Here is a 17,668-nt window from a genome sequence, read left to right as displayed (position 1 = left end):
TTTATGTTAAATTACTTTACCTTATGATTTTGAAGTTAAATCAATTATCTTTGCGAAAAAATTGCACTCAAAAAATAAAAGATGAGCATTAATAACGAAATTTTAGATGAAATGGGCGATAATCATATTGCCACTAACGCTGAAACTCCACTAAGAGCTGATGCTTTCAATATTTCTGACGAGGAAAAAATTGAATCTATAAAAAAAGATGTAGAAAATATTTTAACAACTTTAGGCATGGACTTAACAGATGATAGTCTAAAAGGAACACCTAACAGAGTTGCTAAAATGTTTGTTAAAGAAATTTTTGGAGGATTAAACCCTAATAAAAAACCTAGTTCTTCTACTTTTGACAATAAGTATAAGTATGGAGAAATGTTAGTTGAAAAAAACATTGTTGTATATTCTACTTGTGAGCATCACCTATTACCTATTGTTGGAAGAGCACATGTAGCCTATATTTCTAATGGTTCTGTTGTTGGACTTTCTAAAATGAATAGAATTGTAGATTATTATGCAAAAAGACCTCAAGTACAAGAAAGACTAACAATTCAAATTGTAAAAGAGTTACAAAGCGTTTTAAATACTGAAGATGTAGCATGTGTTATTGATGCCAAACACTTGTGTGTTAATTCAAGAGGAATTAGAGACATTGAAAGCAGTACAGTAACATCAGAATTTGGCGGCAAATTCAAAGATGAAAAAGTAAGAAGAGAATTCTTAGATTATATAAAATTAGATACACAATTTTAAACATTTACATACAAAATTAAACACCTATCAAAGTAAATTATACCAATGGAACTTTATAAGCAACATCAATTAAAAATATACAATTCACTTTCAGGAGAAAAAGAAGTTTTTAAACCAATTCATGATGGAAAAGTTGGAATGTATGTTTGTGGGCCAACGGTTTACAGTTATGTTCATTTAGGTAATGTTCGAACATTTTTATCTTTCGATATGGTATTTAGATACTTAAACCATTTAGGTTACAAAGTTAGGTATGTAAGAAACATAACAGATGCTGGACATTTAACAGACGATGGAGATGTTAATAACGATCGATTTGTAAAACAATCAAGATTAGAAAAGTTAGAACCTATGGAAATTGTACAAAAGTATACAGTATATTTTCATAAAGTAATGGAACTTTTCAATGCATTTCCACCTACAATTGAACCCACAGCAACTGGACACATAGTTGAACAAATTGAACTGACTCAAAAACTAATTGAAAACGGATTAGCTTATGAAAGCAATGGCTCTGTATATTTTAATGTTTTTGAATACAATAAACGTGGATTAAATTATGGCGAATTGAGCAATAGAAATATTGATGAATTATTTGCCAATACAAGAGATCTTGACGGTCAAAACGAAAAGAAAAATCCGCAAGATTTTGCCTTATGGAAAAAAGCATCTCCCGAACATATAATGAGATGGAATTCTCCTTGGGGAGAAGGATTTCCTGGCTGGCACTTAGAATGTACCGCAATGAGTACCAAATATCTAGGTGAAAAATTTGACATTCATGGAGGAGGATTAGATTTAAAATTTCCTCATCACGAATGTGAAGTAGCACAAGGCAAAGGCTGCAATCATGAAAGCCCTGTAAATTATTGGATGCACGCTAACATGCTTACCATGAATGGTCTTCGAATGAGTAAATCTACAGGGAATTTTGTTTTACCAATGGAATTAATCGAAGGTACTAATTCAATTTTTGAAAAAGAATTTCATCCTTCAGTAATTCGTTTTTGTTTTTTACAAGCACATTATAGAGGCGTACTCGACATTTCAAATGATGCTTTAATAGCAAGTGAAAAAGGATATAATAGATTAATGGAAGCCATTGAATTATTACCTAATTTACAACCAAGTCAAAATTCTACATTCAATGTTCCGGAATGGAAAAAAACTTGTTATGACGCAATGAATGATGATTTTAATACGACTATTTTAATTGCACAATTATTTGAAGCTGTGCGTATCATCAATTTAATTAATGATAAAAAAGAAACATTAACAGCCGAAGATTTAGCAGTTTTTTCCAAAACTATTCACAATTTTACTTTTGATGTTTTAGGATTAGCTTCTAAGAAAGAAAGTAGTCAAAACGCAAATAAACTTGATGCCGTATTAGAAATGTTAATTCAAATGAGAAATGAAGCCAGAGCAAATAAAAATTGGTCTTTATCAGATGAAATTAGAGACAATCTTGCAGCACTTGGTATTCAATTAAAAGATGGTAAAGAAGGTACAACCTTTAACTATTAAAAATAATTTATTCTTATAAAATAAAAAGCCACTCCTTACAGAGTGGCTTTTTCCTAACCAAAAATTAAACTAGAACTTGAGTAAACATTTACACTTAAGTGAAATTTAATCTGCTCTTATTAATTTACTTTTATATTTTACTTAGAATAAGAATTTTACACCTACTCTTAATCCACCTACACTTCTAGATCCTGTTAAATCAAATGGATTAGCATTAAAGCTTACGTTAGTAGTTTTATCACCTACATTTGGATCAATTGTACTAGTAGTAAAATTAACTAATGAGAAAGATGTTTCAACTGTCATCCATTTATTAACAATAAAGTCAAAACCTGGCGCTAAGTCTACTCCTATTGAAGTTGTTTTGTCATCAGATATTTTATCTTTTCCAAAAGTCATAGGTAATGAAGCTTGACCGAATAAGAAAAATTTACCTCCAATTCCCCAATATTTTCTAACTAAAGGCTGAATAATGAAAGCAGAAGTCTCTCCTGTTGTAGTAGTAGTTCCTGCTAAAGTTGTTTCTTCTTTTCCATTAATAACACCAACACCTAAACCTATAGTTGTTGTTGGAGCAACAAAATAACCAACTACTGGAATAATAGCATTAGATGTAGTTTTTACAGTACCATTATCATTTGAACCAAAAGACAATTGACCTGCAGCCCACCAAGTTCCTTCTAAACCTTTATTCTCTTCTTGTGCATTTGATGTTAAACTAAATAATGCAATACCAGCTAATAATAATAATTTTTTCATTTTTCTGTTTGTTTTAAATTAACAGGACAAATTTAGGTTGGCATTAGTCAATAAAAACTGATTTATATCATAGTTTAAAATTTATTTTAACCTTAAAATTTCACTTTATTTTAACCTTTTTATACCTATATTTGCCAAAAAGTCAGCAATAAATGCTTTTAAAAAAAATAGCTATTTTCCCTTTTAAACTACTAATTCGGTTTTATCAATTAGTGATTTCGCCTTTGACTCCTGCCGCTTGTAGATTTGAACCTACTTGTTCAACTTATTCCATTCAAGCATTAGAAAAACATGGCTTAATTAAAGGCGGATGGCTTGCGATTAAAAGAATTGTTAGCTGTCATCCTTGGGGAAAAAGCGGTTATAACCCTGTACCCTAAATTTTTAATTAATTATAAAATATAAAATATGATTTGGAATCCAACAGAAGGAATTGATTTAGGTTTTTTCATGATTCGTTTTTATAGCCTTACATGGGTAGCAGCTTTTGCTTTCGGATGGTACATTATGAAGTACATTTTCATTAGAGAAAATGAATCAATAGAAAAACTAGACAAACTATTTGTTTATACTATAGTTGCAACGATGCTTGGTGCCCGATTAGGACATGTTCTATTTTATCAATCCGAATTATTCACTCAAGATCCTTTAAGCATATTATTACCAATAAGTACACAAAATGGAATTCATTTTACTGGATTTAGTGGATTAGCCAGTCATGGTGCTGCAATTGCAATCATCATTACTATGTATTACATCAAAGAAAAAGTTTTAAAAAGACCTTTACTTTGGATTTTAGATAGAATTGTTATTCCAGTTTCATTTGGAGCAATTTTCATTCGTCTAGGAAATTTTTTTAACTCTGAAATATTTGGCAAACCAACATCAGCAGATAGTTTTTTAGCGATGAAATTCATCAAAGGAGAAGATTGGTTAGGTACAAGAGAAGTAATAAAAGCAACAAATATTCAAGATGCTGCACAAGCTTATAATGCAATAGAAAAAGATGTACAGTTTAAAAACATTTTAGATACAATTCCGTATAGGTATCCTGCACAATTATATGAAGCAATATTATATGTACCTGTTTTTATTATACTTATGTATTTATATTGGAAAACAGATGCTAGAAACAAATCAGGTTTGTTATTTGGTTTATTTTTAGTATTATTATGGTCAATACGATTTGGTGTAGAGTTTGTTAAAGAAAGTCAAGGCGGATTTGAAGAATATCCACTGTTTAACGCATTGTCTACTGGTCAATGGTTAAGTATACCATTCATTATCTTAGGTTTTTATTTTATTTACCAATCACAAAAACCAAAAAAAAATTAATTGAAAAACCTGCATAGTGCAGGTTTTTTTAATCAATTATACTTATTGAACCATAAATTTTTACTTTATTAAACGCTGTATTTACAATTGTAATTGATTTAAATTCGTGATCGAAAAAGAAAAAAAAATTGTTATGAAAAAGATTTTACTACTAGTATCGCTTTTATCATTAAGCACTATTTATTCACAATCATGTTGTCAACTTGCCTTTTCATCAAACGATGGGAACATGTCTAGTTTTACTTCAGATCAAAAATTTATTGCTTCTCATGCCAATCCTAATTTTTATATTCATGAAAGTTCAGTTGGAGGCAAAATGATTACTTTCCCAACTTCTGATGGAAAAACAGCCAATGGTTATGTAATAATGGCCAACAAAAAAACAAATGATTGGTTATTTGTTTACCAAGAATGGTGGGGATTAAATGATCATATTAAAAAACAAAGTGATGTTTTTTATAATGAATTAAAAGGCAAAGTTAATGTTTTGGCAATTGACATGTATGATGGAAAAGTAGCTACAAAATCAGAAGATGCTGCAAAATACATGCAAGGTACTGATGAAAGAAGATTAGAAACTATAGTGTCAGGAGCACTTTCATTTGTGGGTAAAAAAGCAAAAATAGCTTCTATTGGATGGTGTTTTGGTGGTGGATGGTCTTTAAAATCAGCCATTATGAGTAAAAAACAAGCCATAGGTGCTGTTATGTATTATGGAATGCCTGTTAAAGATGTAGAAAAATTAAAAAATTTAAATTGTGATGTGCTCGGATTATTTGCAACTGAGAATTGGATTTCAAAAGAAATTATTGAAGAATTTGCTGCTAATATGAAAATTGCAAATAAAATTTTAAATTATAAAATTTTCGAATCTGAACATGCTTTTGCAAATCCAAGTAATCCAAAATATAACGAAAAAGATGCTTCAGAAGCGAACAAAATGGCAATTGAATATTTAAAAGGAAAATTTAAAATAAAATAAAAGTTTTCTTTTTACTCCTTTACTAATTGCGCTTTTTCCACTGTTAAACCAACTCCTATAATATTAGGTACAAATCCATAAGTTGATTTGGGGATAAATTGTATTTTGTAAACACCTTTTTCTAATTTAAGATTTTCTCTAATTGGAAATTTTACATCACAAATATCCCCAATACAATCAGCTACTGATAAATCGACAGCAATAGTAGCTTTTTCAATCGATCCATTAGGTTTTGTAATTTCTAATTCAATTGGAAATGTTTTCATTTCAGTTCCAAAAACATTACTAATATTTAAATAAACACTATAATTAGCTTCTTCCTCAATAGTAAATTCATGTTTTTGAACCAAAGAACAAAGCCATCGTTTATCTTCTGGTAAATTTTCAAATGAATGGTAGATTTGATTTTTATTACAGGAAAGCACTATAAAAAACATTAGGAATAAATAGTGAATTTTTCTCATAAAAGATAAGATTAAGTGAATTATATAACGATTTAAATGATGTAAAATTGTATTTTTGCTTACTATTTTAAAAATATGGGAAGAATACTATCTATTGACTACGGCCAAAAAAGAACAGGAATTGCGGTTACTGATGAAATGCAAATTATTGCAAGTGGTTTAACTACAATTGAAACGCCAGTCATATTTGATTTCTTAACCAACTATTTTTCGAAAGAAAAAGTAGACAAAGTAATTATTGGGGAACCAAAACAAATGGATGGTTCACCATCGGAAAGTGCTATATATATTGAAAAGTTTTGTGAAAATTTTCAAAACAAATTCCCTAATTTACCTTTGGTAAAAGTAGATGAACGTTTTACCTCAAAAATGGCATTTCAAACTATGATTGATAGTGGCTTAAAGAAAAAACAGCGCCAAAACAAAGCACTTATTGATGAGATTGCTGCAACAATTATATTACAAGATTTTTTAAACAGAAATATACCTTAAAAAACAAGTAAAATTCATATTTTTGCACTTTCAAAATGAAAGAATATGATTTTACAAATATATGGATATGGTGAAGCGGTATTGAGAAAAATTGGAGAAGAAATTACTCCAGAATACCCAAACCTTAAAGAAACTATCGCAAATATGTATGACACAATGTATCATGCCTGTGGTGTTGGCTTGGCTGCACCCCAAGTAGGATTAGCAATACGATTATTTATTGTTGACACTACTCCATTTGCAGATAGCGATGAAGTTTCTAAAGAAGAAGCAGAACAATTAAAAGATTTTAGAAGAACTTTTATTAATGCTACAATTGTTAAAGAAGAAGGTGAAATTTGGGGATTTAATGAAGGTTGTTTAAGTATTCCAGATGTTCGTGAAGATGTTTTTCGTCATGAAAAAATTACTATTGAATATTTCGATGAAAATTTTGAAAAGAAAACCGAAGTATTTGACGGTCTGATTGCCAGAGTAATTCAACATGAATACGACCATATTGAAGGTGTTTTATTTACCGATCACTTATCTGCATTAAGAAAAAAAATGATTGGAAAAAAATTACAAAATATTATGGAAGGAAAAGCTAGACCTGATTATAAAATGAAATTTGCTAATCTCAAAATTAAATAATTTAGCACTATTTTAAAAAATTACTTTTGCATATTACATATAAAAAAATATATTTGCCAACCTAAAAAATAAAAAACACAATGAGCTTTCAAAAAATATTAGCTATATCTGGGAAACCAGGTTTATTTGAATTAAAAATTCAAACACGTACAGGATTTGTTGCTGAATCATTAGTTGATGGAAAAAAAGTAACAGTGGGAATGAGAAGTAACGTTAGTTTATTATCAGAAATTGCAGTTTATACTTACACAGAAGAAGTACGTTTAGCAGAGGTTTTCAAAGCTATCGCAACTAAAGAAAATGATGGATTAGCGTTATCTCATAAAGAAAGTGATGCAGCATTAAGAGACTATTTTAGAGAAATTTTACCCGAATTTGATGAAGACCGAGTTTATACTTCAGACATTAAAAAAATAGTAAACTGGTACAATTTACTTCAACCTAAGGGTTATGTAACGGTTGAGGCATTATCTGCAGAACCAAAAGAAGAAGCTCCAGCAGCAGAATAAATACAAGTCCCGATACCTATCGGGATTTTTTTTTACTAGGAGCACACAATATATTTTCATAACACATCTCCACGGGCTATCCACAGTACAAGGTACTTGCTCCTATCCCGGCTATACTTGACATTCTTATTTCATAAATCATATAATTTCGGCTTAATTCTTGTTAGTATTTTTTTAATCAAACAATATTTTATACATTTATTCGTTGAAAACAATATCCATGAAAGTACAAAACGAAAATAAAAACAACGAAAAAAAATCAATTGCAATTGCATTATTCATTTATATGACAATAATTGCAATAATGTTCTTTATTCGATTTTGGCCACCTTATGGAAAAACTGAAGCTTTAATTGCAAAAGGTGGCGGTGGTGGCGGTGCTACAGTTAATTTTGGCGATAGTGATTTAGGTAAAGGAGACGATTACTTAAGTGAAACACTGGAAGTAAAAATGCAAGAAACTTCCAAAGCTACACCAGAAGAAAATGTACCCGATGAAATTTTAACGCAAGATAATGTAGGTGCGGAAGTAAAAACGCCGCCTAAAACAAACATAACAACAAAAAACAAACCCAAAGACACAAAACCTGTAGAAAATACTACACCAGTAAAAAAAACAAATTCTGCGCTAACTAACATGCTTAAGGGCAAAAACAAAGGTGGTGATGGTGATGACAATGTGGGCGGAAACAAAGGAAAATCAAATGGCGATTTAAACTCAAATAGCTATTATGGCAATGGGGGTTCTGGTGGCGGAACTGGTGGCGGAAACGGTACCGGAAATGGTACTGGAAATGGAAGCGGTAACGGATCAGGAAGTGGTAGTGGTTCTGGCGGAGGTGCAAGTTATAATTTAGCTGGAAGAAGACCTGCAAGAATACCAGAGGTAGGCAATTCATGTAACTCATTTGGAAAAGTTGTAATAGAAGTAATAGTTGATAAAGCAGGAAATACTATTAGCGCCTCAAATGGCAAAGGAACAAAAGCCGATGCTTGTCTTATAGCATTAGCACGTCAGTATGCATTGAAAACAAAATGGCAAGCTAGCGATACCGCTGCAGACAAACAAATAGGTACCATTACATATAATTTCAAAAACACCGACTAAAATTTATTCCCATTAATAACTTTATTGATTTTAGAATTACTATTTGCAACAAAAGACTTTCACTATATTTGCATAGCTAAAATTTAAAACTATGCAACATATAATAGACAGATTTATTAGTTATGTTACTATCGACACAGAATCTGATCCCAACTCAACAACAACTCCAAGTACAGCTAAACAATGGAATTTAGCTAACAAACTAGCTGAAGAATTAAAACAAATTGGCCTAACAGATGTATCCATTGATGATAAATCTTATGTAATGGGAACACTTCCAAGCAACGTAAAGCATGATGTTCCTACGATTGGCTTTGTTTCCCATTTCGATACTACTCCAGATTTTACAGGAGCAAATGTAAAACCTCAAATCGTTAAAAATTATGATGGTAATGATATTATTCTAAACAAAGAAAAAAACATTATCTTATCACCTTCTTATTTTAAAGATTTACTTTTATACAAAGGTCAAACACTTATTACAACAGACGGCACAACACTTTTAGGTGCAGATGATAAGGCTGGAATTACCGAAATTATGACAGCAATGGAATATTTGGTGCAACATCCAGAAATTAAACATGGTGCCATTAAAGTTTGTTTCACTCCAGATGAAGAAATTGGAAGAGGTGCTGATCATTTTGATGTTGAAAAATTTGGTGCTGATTGGGCTTATACTATGGACGGAAGTCAGATTGGAGAATTAGAATATGAAAATTTCAATGCTGCTGGAGTTAAAATAACATTTAAAGGAAAAAGTGTACATCCTGGTTATGCAAAAGGAAAAATGATTAATTCAATGCTTCTTGCAAATAAATTTATCTCTAAATTACCAAAAGACGAAACTCCAGAAACAACTCGTGGCTATGAAGGATTTTATCATGTTACTGGTATTTCTGGAAGTATTGAAGACACTAAAGTAGAATTAATTATACGCGATCACAACCGTAAAAAATTTAATGCAAGAAAAAAATATGTAGAGGAAGTTATTGCTAAATTTAATAAAAAATACAAAAAGCAATTTGGAGAAGATATAGCTATTTTAGAAATAAAAGATCAATATTACAATATGCGAGAAAAAATTGAACCCGTAATGCATATTGTAAAAATTGCTGAACAAGCCATGTTAGATTTAGGTATTAAACCATTAATCAAACCAATTAGAGGTGGTACTGATGGTTCTAGATTATCCTTCATGGGACTTCCTTGTCCAAACATTTTTGCAGGAGGCCATAATTTCCATGGCAAATATGAATATGTCCCTGTTGAAAGTATGCAAAAAGCTATTGATGTGATTATCAGGATAGCTGAGTTAACCGCATTAAAATAACAAATAAAGAGCATCCAAATTGGATGCTTTTTTTATTAATAAAATGCTAAATTACCTTAAATAAAGAAATATTTTCTTACTTTAGCAGAGTGTAAATAACTGAAGCGAAATTTATATTCAATTTTTTTATTTACATATTGAACTATGTTAGAGGATAAAACTATTTTTATTGTTGAAGACCATCCAATACTTGTTGATGGATATATAAATTTAATATCAACAATTGACAACAATACATTAAACAATTTTATTATAGCAAATAATTGTGAAGAAGCTTACTTTACAATAGAGATGAATAAATCAAAAAAAATTGATTTTGCAATAATAGATTTGAATTTACCCTGTTTTGAAAAGCAAAATTTATATGACGGCGTTGATATTGCAAATTTGATTAGAAAATATTTTACCAATTGTAAAATTATAATCTTATCCATGTCTTCCTCTCCTTTGGATATTCATAGATTATTATCAAGTTGCAAGCCTGAAGCTATAATTGCAAAAAGTGATATTGATTATAAAAACTTTATTACAATATTTAAAAAAATAGAAAAAGGACAAAACTATTTCAGTTCAACCATAAATAGTTCCATCAAAAAAATTATGGAAATTAATTTTAATTTGGATTTCACTGATTTGCAAATTATAAAATTTATTTTAACCGGTATAAAAAGCAATAAAATTCCTGAACTGTTAAATGTCTCATCAAGTACCATTGTTAAAAGAAAAGCGGCAATTAAAAATTATTTTTTACAGGATAACGGTTCGGATAAAGAATTAATAACCGAATTAAAAAAACTAAAATTAATTTAAACCGTAATTTTTTTTAAAAATTATAGTAAATAACTTAGCAAATACTAAATTAACTTTGACCTAGTTATTTACACTACATTCTAAAAAACATTTACCCACGTTCTTACAATATTTTAGAGTAGTAGGTTTTTTTGTGGTAAAGAAGAGGTTATGTATATCATAGCCTCTTTTTTTTTTATTATGCCGTAAAAAGTACATTTATATATAGTAATTATTTATGATACAATGAATCTAAATTTACATTATAGAAATCTAAATCATAAATACGTATGAAAAATTTAATTACTAAAAGAACATTACTATTAATTTTCACAAGCGTTATTTTTCAAATAACAAATGCGCAAGTAGGTATTAGTACTACCTCTCCAGAAGGAGCATTAGATATTGTTTCTACTACAGGAGGTTTGGTCCCTCCTAGAATGAATCAAACTGAAAGAGATGCTCTTGTTTCCACTATGACGCCAAAAAGTGCTGTTATTTTCAATACCACATCCAACAATTTAGAAATAAATACAGGAACAAACCTAGCCCCAATTTGGAGTACAATTTCAACAAAAAATGCAACTAACGGATCTAGTATTGCCAAAATTATATATACAGCTTCTGCTGGTGATAGCTCCAAAACAATTACTATTGATGACCTTACATTTAGATTTTCTACAGGGATATTGGGCAGTACACGACCTCAAGTTTGCTTAGCAAATGCAGCTAATAAAACTATTTATTCAGGAACTTGTAAACAATTAGATCCAAGTGTAACAACATTTTTAGATTATTCACTGACATTTACAACGGGAAACTATAATGTTTTTCAAAATTTAACAGCATTAGGAACCCCCTTATTATTAGGTGAATTATCAACAACAATGATTGTAGATGTTACAGCCAATAAGTTTTACAGAGTTACATTCTATGTGAATGGTCCAACATTATCGGATAAAAACTTTGTTATAATAGCAGAATCTTTTTAAATCTAATATGTTCAAGAATCTCAAAACAATTAACTGAAATCTAGATAAAAACAAAAAAACAGCTAATAAGCTGTTTTTTTTGTTTTTATTTGTTGACAATAAAAATATTATTTTTTTTCATTTAATTTAATTGTCAAATCAGCTGCAATTGCATTTTTTTCCATTTTAATTTTTCCAGACATAGTTTCTAAAACTATTGTTGTTTCAGCTATTTCTGCAATTTTTCCGTGAATTCCAGCTTTAGTAATAACTTTATCTCCAACTTTTAAATTTGCTTCAAAAGTTTTTTCTTGCTTAATTCTTTTTCTTTGAGGCATAATGATTAGGAAATAAAAAACTGCTATCATTAAACCTAATTGAATAAATATCATTCCGTCTTTCATAGTTTATTTGTTTGTTTTAATATTCGCTTTAATTTTTACTACTTCAACCAAATTATCTGTATTACATCTAATATTGATAGATTTTTGTACAATTCCATTCTTCCCGTTAGAGTCAAATTTAACTTTAATTGGTGTAGATTCTCCAGGCTTAATTGCTTCCTTTGTAACTTCTGGTACAGTACATCCACATGAACCGTGCGCATCAATTACATATAAATCATTATTACCTGTATTTTTCATTATAAATTCAGTTTCAACAATTTCACCTTGGTTTATTTCACCAAAATCATGTTCCATTTTATCAAATGAAACTGTTGTTGATTTTTCACTTAATTCTTTTTGTCTTTTCTCAATAATCTGCGGGTCTTGATCAATAGTCATTTCACTATTTGATTTTTTACAACCCATAAAAAATGTACTTAAAATTAAAAAAGTGGCTAATTTTCTCATTTTAATATAAATTATAATAAACCTCTACCTGATTTTTTTATTTTATCATTTGCTTGGAATTCTTTAACCAAATTATCTAAAATTCCATTGATAAAGATACTACTTTTTGGAGTAGAATATTCTTTTGCTATTTCTAAATATTCATTTAAAGTTACTTTAACTGGAACCGATGGAAATTTCAATAATTCACATATTGCCATTTTTAGAATTATAGTATCTATTTCAGCAATTCTTTCAGTATCCCAATTAGGGGTTTTATTTTCATATTCTTTTGCAAATTCCAATTCATTTAAAACTGTTTTTCTAAATAAATTTCGAACAAATTCTTTATCATCTTCATCTTTAAATACACGAGGCAAATCTATAGAACTATCAATTGATTTTAAAGACTTAATTTGTTTACTGATTAAAGTGTTTATTACAGGAATATCGTCTACCCAGGTAATTTTATAATCTTCAAGATAATCATACAATTTATCATTAGGAGCAATTACTTGTGTAAACAAATCTGAAATAAAATAAATATCATCTTCAAAAGTTGAAGATGGAGTAGACATATATTTTGTATAAACTTCCGATTCTTTTATAGCATCTAAAAGAAACAAAATAGTATCATCATTTAATTTCCAATTGTTAATTTTTCTGAATTCTAATTTATCATGGAATTGATCATGTTTTTCTAAAATTTTAAAAAACTGATTATTGATAAATTTCAAATTTGGATTTCGTTCTTGAGGTGTAGCCAAATGCTTTTTCGCAACTCTATCTAAATACTCTTGTTCTTTGATTTTTAATTCTTCAAAAATTGATAAAACCAATAGATACAAATCTTGTGCATTATCGATACTTTGCATTAAGAATTTTTCTTGTTGATCTAATGAGTCGGTTTGATGTTGATGCATTGCATAAATTGTTTGCATCACTTTTACTCTAAAATGTCTTCTGTTAAGCATGACTAAGAACTTATTTTTAAAATTAATCCCGTTGAATAAAACATTCAACGGGACAAAATTACAATTTTTTATTGAAAAGAATTAGCCGTTTTGTAATTCTTTTTTTCTATCATCAATTCTTTGTTGTGCAATAGAAAATGCAGCTTGATGAGTAGTGATCGCATTTTTTTCAGCAAAATCAAATATTTCTAATGCCGTATTATAAATATTTTCAGTTTTTTCCATAACCTGAGCTTTAGTTAAATGTGCAATCTCAGAATACACATTAATAACACCACCAGCATTAATTAAAAAATCAGGAGCATATAAAATACCTCTTTCTTTTAATAATTTACCGTGTATTACTTCATTAGCCAACTGATTATTAGCTGCACCAGCAATAACTTTTGCTTGAATTTTATTTACAGTATCATCATTAATAGTTGCACCTAAAGCACAAGGAGCATAAATATCGACATCTAAGCTATATAAATCATCACCTGTATAAATTTTAGCGCCATATTTAGAACCTACTTCATGTAATCTAGCTTCATTAATATCAGAAATAGTAACTAAAGCGCCACTTTCTGTTAAATGTTTAACTAAAGACTCACCCACATGTCCAGTTCCTTGAACTAAAACTTTTTTACCTTCTAAATTATCTGAGCCAAATTTGTATTTTGCAGCCGCTTTCATCCCCATAAACACACCATAAGCAGTCACAGGAGAAGGATTACCAGAACCACCTCTTTCTACCGAGATACCCGCAACATGTTTTGTTACATTATTAACAATATCCATGTCTCTAGTTTCCATACCTACATCTTCTGCAGTGATATACTTTCCAGATAATGAATCAACAAATTGACCAAATCTTGTCATCAATTCATCTGTTTTTTGTGTTTTAGCATCTCCAATAATTACGGCTTTACCTCCACCTAAATTTAAACCAGAAATAGAATTTTTATAGGTCATTCCTCTAGACAAACGTAACACATCATTTAATGCTTCCCATTCGTTTGTATAATTCCACATCCTTGTTCCTCCTAATGCTGGTCCAAGAACTGTATTATGAACACCAATAATTGCTTTTAAACCTGTATCTTTGTCGTAACAAAAAACTACTTGCTCATGTCCGTCAAAAGAAATTTGACCAAATACCGGATCTACTTTGTGTAGTTCACTTGGTTTTACTATATCTGCTGTCATGGGTAATTTTGATTTTTTTTCAATGATTAGAGACAAAAATATACATAATTTTTAATTATTCTCTATTTTTTAAGTTATTTTTAATAATTCTCTAACACTTTAATTTTGCATTAAATAAATTTTTTTAGGATTTTTACAAAATAAAAATTAATTAACTCTCTATTTTATAAAATTAAATGAAAGAATTACAATATTTAAATAAATATTTTCTAAAATATAAATATCGATTTTTACTAGGAATCATTATTACTATAGTAGCACAAATCTTTTCACTTTTTACTCCAGAGTTAGTTGGAAATTCAATAAAAACTATAGAAATTTTCATAAAATCGAATGGCCAAAACAGCGATTATCTTAAATCTAATTTACTAAAAAACATAGGTTTAATAATCTTGTGTACTTTAATTGCAGGATTCCTCACCTTTTTAATGCGACAAACCTTAATTGTGATGTCACGCTTTGTAGAATTTGATTTAAAAAACGAGATTTTTTTACATTATGAAGCTCTTTCGCAAAATTTTTACAAAAAAAATAGAACTGGCGACTTAATGAACCGCATTAGTGAAGATGTTGGAAAAGTAAGAATGTATGTAGGCCCCGCAGTAATGTACACCATTAATACAATTATTCGATTTGCTGCAATAATCATAAGTATGTCCAGTATCAATTGGAAACTAACTTTATACTCATTAGCACCTTTACCAATACTTTCGTACAGCATTTTCATATTAAGTAAAGAAATCAACAAAAAAAGTACAAATTACCAACAGAATTTATCAAAATTATCTTCATTTACTCAAGAATTCTTTTCGGGAATACGAGTAATAAAAGCCTATGCGTTAGAACAAAAAAGAAATGAAGAGTTTAAAACTTTATCTAACGATAGTAAAACAAAAAACTTAGCCTTATCAAAAACGAATGCACTATTTGGCCCGTTGATGGTATTTCTTATTGGATTAAGTTACTTGATAGTCATCCTTGTTGGAGGAAAAATGTATATCAATGAAGAAATAAAAGATTTAGGAGTTATTGCACAATTTTTACTTTATATAGGAATGTTAGTGTGGCCAGTAGCTTCATTTGGTTGGGTATCCTCATTGGTTCAAGAAGCAGAGGCTTCACAAAAAAGAATAAATGAATTTTTAAAAGAAAAACCAGAAATTAAAAATGAAGGAAGCATTACTTCATCAATTAAGGGGCAAATTGAATTTAAAAATGTAAGTTATACTTATGAAGACACAAATATTCAAGCGTTAAAAAATATAAATTTTAAAATAGATTCTGGTAAAACATTAGCAATTTTAGGCAAAACAGGTTCTGGCAAATCAACCATATTAAATTTAATAACCCGAATACATGATATTGAATCAGGTGAAATTACAATTGACAACAACACCATCAAATCAATTGAATTAGTTCATCTAAGAAATAACATCAGCATTGTACCCCAAGATCCATTTTTATTTTCTGATACAATTAAAAACAATATACTATTCGGAAAAAGTAATGCCTTAGATGAAGAAATAATAGAAGTTGCTAAAATAGCATCCGTACACGAAAACATTGCTAATTTCACTAATAAATATGAAACAATGCTTGGTGAAAGAGGAATTACATTATCAGGTGGTCAAAAACAAAGAATATCAATTGCGAGAGCAATACTTAAACAAGCTCCAATTTTATTATTAGATGATTGCTTAAGTGCTGTTGATACGGAAACTGAAGAAAAAATCCTTTCAAATTTCAAAAATATATTTAAAAATAAAACTACTATAATTGTAACACATAGGGCTTCTTCTGCCAAAAATGCAGATCAAATAATAATTCTTGATGAAGGCAATATAATACAACAAGGAACTCATAATGAACTAATAAACAAAGAAGGTTACTATAAAGAATTGTTTTTAAAACAACTTTCTGAAAAAGAAATTGCCTAAAATATTGTTTAATAATTTTTTTTTTATCATTTTTGGTGTGTTAACCCAAACAAAAATTGTAAGAAGGATTATGAATGACAAAGAAATGTTAGAAAAAGATATTTTTTCTAAGGTATTAAGAGCAGGAAGAAGAACTTATTTCTTCGATGTTAGAGCTACTAAAGCTGATGATTATTACATCACAATTACAGAAAGTAAAAAATTCACAGAAGAGGACGGTTCATACCACTTCAAAAAACACAAAATTTACTTATACAAAGAAGATTTTGCATCTTTCAAAGAAATTTTAGATGAAATGACAGATTATGTTATTAATCAAAAGGGAGAAGAAGTTATCTCTGAAAGACATCAAAAAGATTTCAAAAAAGAAGTATTTACAGAAAGAACAGAAGAAACTAGATCTACTAATAGTTTTACGGACGTTGATTTCGACGATATTTAATAAAAAATACAATAATAAAAACCATAAGCTTGAACCCTGTTCAGGCTTTTTTTATGCAGCAGCCTTAGGGTAATTTGGTTCCGTTTTTCGTTGTGTGTGGTATTGGTGTTTCACCTAGGCTGTAATGAGTATATCTATAGGATATTTACCCCTTTTTGATTAGGGTATTTGAGGTATATAACAAATAAAGTCACACTTGAAAGAATTATCTCTTAAAGAAGGTGTCTCGTTATTTGAGACGAGACATTTGACAATACAAGGAGCATGCCTTGAAGATTTATGCTACTAGAGCTTTTACGCTATTGTATTTGTTAGTATTTAAAAAGATTGAGATTGATACAAAAAAAAAAAAAAGAGGTCACACTTGAAAGAATGTTCTCTCTTAAAGAAGGCGGCGACCTACTCTCCCATCTCGTCCTTTGAGACGAGACAGTACCATTGACATTTGACAACACAAAAGAGCATGCCTTGAAGATTTATGCTACAAGAGTTTTAGCTTTAATGTATTTGTTCGTATTCTAAAAAATTGAGATTGATCCAAAAAAAATCCAGACGAAAAACATATAGTTTTTGTCTGGATTAAAGAAGGCGGCGAACTACTCTCCCATCTCGTCCTTTGAGACGAGACAGTACCATTGACAT

At 29.5% G+C, this 17,668-nt stretch carries 20 protein-coding genes; 14 read left to right on the top strand and 6 right to left on the bottom strand.

From position 1 onward, the window contains the following. Positions 1-81: 81 nt before the first annotated feature. Both folE and cysS read left to right on the top strand, forming a co-directional pair. Positions 82-753 carry a GTP cyclohydrolase I FolE gene (gene folE, locus KQS_RS03965; RefSeq protein ID WP_014387920.1) on the top strand — a complete coding sequence of 224 codons (672 nt, stop codon included), beginning with the start codon at positions 82-84 and terminating at the stop codon, positions 751-753. Positions 754-798: 45 nt separating this feature from the next. Next, positions 799-2,280, top strand: coding sequence for a cysteine--tRNA ligase (cysS, locus tag KQS_RS03960; protein WP_014387919.1), 1,482 nt, complete (start codon positions 799-801; stop codon positions 2,278-2,280). A gap of 141 nt (positions 2,281-2,421) precedes the next feature. Here cysS and KQS_RS03955 read toward each other — a convergent pair whose 3' ends face one another. Next, positions 2,422-3,039 (bottom strand): hypothetical protein, encoded by a 618-nt coding sequence (locus tag KQS_RS03955; RefSeq protein WP_014387918.1) that lies wholly within the window; start codon positions 3,037-3,039, stop codon positions 2,422-2,424. A 152-nt stretch (positions 3,040-3,191) separates the two neighbouring features. Here KQS_RS03955 and yidD point away from each other — a divergent pair, with 152 nt between their 5' ends. The 3 genes from yidD (at position 3,192) to KQS_RS03940 (ending at position 5,356) form a co-directional block, all read left to right on the top strand. Beyond that, positions 3,192-3,419: a membrane protein insertion efficiency factor YidD gene (gene yidD, locus KQS_RS03950; protein ID WP_014387917.1), complete on the top strand. Its 228-nt coding sequence runs from the start codon at positions 3,192-3,194 to the stop codon at positions 3,417-3,419. A 28-nt stretch (positions 3,420-3,447) separates the two neighbouring features. Further along, a complete protein-coding gene (gene lgt, locus KQS_RS03945; RefSeq protein WP_014387916.1) occupies positions 3,448-4,374 on the top strand; it encodes a prolipoprotein diacylglyceryl transferase in 927 nt (308 codons plus the stop codon). Positions 4,375-4,507: 133 nt separating this feature from the next. Beyond that, a complete protein-coding gene (locus KQS_RS03940) occupies positions 4,508-5,356 on the top strand; it encodes a dienelactone hydrolase family protein (protein WP_014387915.1) in 849 nt (282 codons plus the stop codon). 11 nt (positions 5,357-5,367) lie between these two features. Here the strand turns inward: KQS_RS03940 and KQS_RS03935 are convergent, their stop codons facing one another. Then, entirely contained in the window at positions 5,368-5,820 is a 453-nt protein-coding gene (locus KQS_RS03935; protein WP_014387914.1) for a hypothetical protein, read from the bottom strand. Between the two features lie 75 nt (positions 5,821-5,895). Between KQS_RS03935 and ruvX the strand changes: the two genes are divergently transcribed. The 7 genes from ruvX to KQS_RS03900 all read left to right on the top strand — a co-directional run bounded on the left by ruvX (position 5,896) and on the right by KQS_RS03900 (position 11,673). After that, positions 5,896-6,312, top strand: coding sequence for a Holliday junction resolvase RuvX (ruvX, locus tag KQS_RS03930; RefSeq protein ID WP_014387913.1), 417 nt, complete (start codon positions 5,896-5,898; stop codon positions 6,310-6,312). Positions 6,313-6,357: 45 nt separating this feature from the next. Next, the gene (gene def / locus KQS_RS03925; protein ID WP_014387912.1) at positions 6,358-6,945 is read left to right on the top strand and encodes a peptide deformylase; all 588 of its coding nucleotides are present in this window, start codon (positions 6,358-6,360) and stop codon (positions 6,943-6,945) included. An 80-nt stretch (positions 6,946-7,025) separates the two neighbouring features. After that, positions 7,026-7,454, top strand: coding sequence for a DUF5606 family protein (locus KQS_RS03920; RefSeq protein ID WP_014387911.1), 429 nt, complete (start codon positions 7,026-7,028; stop codon positions 7,452-7,454). Positions 7,455-7,674: 220 nt separating this feature from the next. Next, positions 7,675-8,562 (top strand): hypothetical protein, encoded by an 888-nt coding sequence (locus KQS_RS03915; protein ID WP_014387910.1) that lies wholly within the window; start codon positions 7,675-7,677, stop codon positions 8,560-8,562. Positions 8,563-8,653: 91 nt separating this feature from the next. Continuing rightward, positions 8,654-9,892 carry a peptidase T gene (gene pepT, locus KQS_RS03910; protein WP_014387909.1) on the top strand — a complete coding sequence of 413 codons (1,239 nt, stop codon included), beginning with the start codon at positions 8,654-8,656 and terminating at the stop codon, positions 9,890-9,892. Between the two features lie 144 nt (positions 9,893-10,036). Then, a complete protein-coding gene (locus KQS_RS03905) occupies positions 10,037-10,702 on the top strand; it encodes a response regulator (RefSeq protein ID WP_014387908.1) in 666 nt (221 codons plus the stop codon). Positions 10,703-10,971: 269 nt separating this feature from the next. Continuing rightward, positions 10,972-11,673, top strand: coding sequence for a hypothetical protein (locus KQS_RS03900; protein ID WP_014387907.1), 702 nt, complete (start codon positions 10,972-10,974; stop codon positions 11,671-11,673). A 107-nt stretch (positions 11,674-11,780) separates the two neighbouring features. Here KQS_RS03900 and yajC read toward each other — a convergent pair whose 3' ends face one another. From yajC to KQS_RS03880, 4 genes are all read right to left on the bottom strand, one after another. Next, the gene (gene yajC / locus KQS_RS03895; RefSeq protein WP_014387906.1) at positions 11,781-12,056 is read right to left on the bottom strand and encodes a preprotein translocase subunit YajC; all 276 of its coding nucleotides are present in this window, start codon (positions 12,054-12,056) and stop codon (positions 11,781-11,783) included. Positions 12,057-12,059: 3 nt separating this feature from the next. Next, positions 12,060-12,506, bottom strand: a complete 447-nt coding sequence (locus KQS_RS03890) for a DUF1573 domain-containing protein (protein WP_014387905.1) — start codon at positions 12,504-12,506, stop codon at positions 12,060-12,062. Positions 12,507-12,517: 11 nt separating this feature from the next. Further along, complete coding sequence (gene nusB / locus KQS_RS03885; RefSeq protein ID WP_014387904.1) at positions 12,518-13,459, bottom strand: transcription antitermination factor NusB; 942 nt, start codon at positions 13,457-13,459, stop codon at positions 12,518-12,520. A gap of 81 nt (positions 13,460-13,540) precedes the next feature. Then, positions 13,541-14,647 carry a Glu/Leu/Phe/Val family dehydrogenase gene (locus KQS_RS03880; RefSeq protein ID WP_014387903.1) on the bottom strand — a complete coding sequence of 369 codons (1,107 nt, stop codon included), beginning with the start codon at positions 14,645-14,647 and terminating at the stop codon, positions 13,541-13,543. Positions 14,648-14,823: 176 nt separating this feature from the next. On the opposite strand from KQS_RS03880, the gene KQS_RS03875 reads away from it, so the two are divergent. Both KQS_RS03875 and KQS_RS03870 read left to right on the top strand, forming a co-directional pair. Next, the gene (locus KQS_RS03875; protein WP_014387902.1) at positions 14,824-16,584 is read left to right on the top strand and encodes an ABC transporter ATP-binding protein; all 1,761 of its coding nucleotides are present in this window, start codon (positions 14,824-14,826) and stop codon (positions 16,582-16,584) included. A 70-nt stretch (positions 16,585-16,654) separates the two neighbouring features. Further along, positions 16,655-17,026: a PUR family DNA/RNA-binding protein gene (locus tag KQS_RS03870; RefSeq protein ID WP_014387901.1), complete on the top strand. Its 372-nt coding sequence runs from the start codon at positions 16,655-16,657 to the stop codon at positions 17,024-17,026. Positions 17,027-17,668 lie beyond the last annotated feature (642 nt).

Origin of the sequence: Flavobacterium indicum GPTSA100-9 = DSM 17447 (assembly GCF_000455605.1) — a bacterium.
GTDB classification, from domain to species: domain Bacteria; phylum Bacteroidota; class Bacteroidia; order Flavobacteriales; family Flavobacteriaceae; genus Flavobacterium; species Flavobacterium indicum.
The sequence above is the reverse complement of the archived record's forward strand: the minus strand, read 5'-3'. Positions and strand labels throughout refer to the sequence as shown.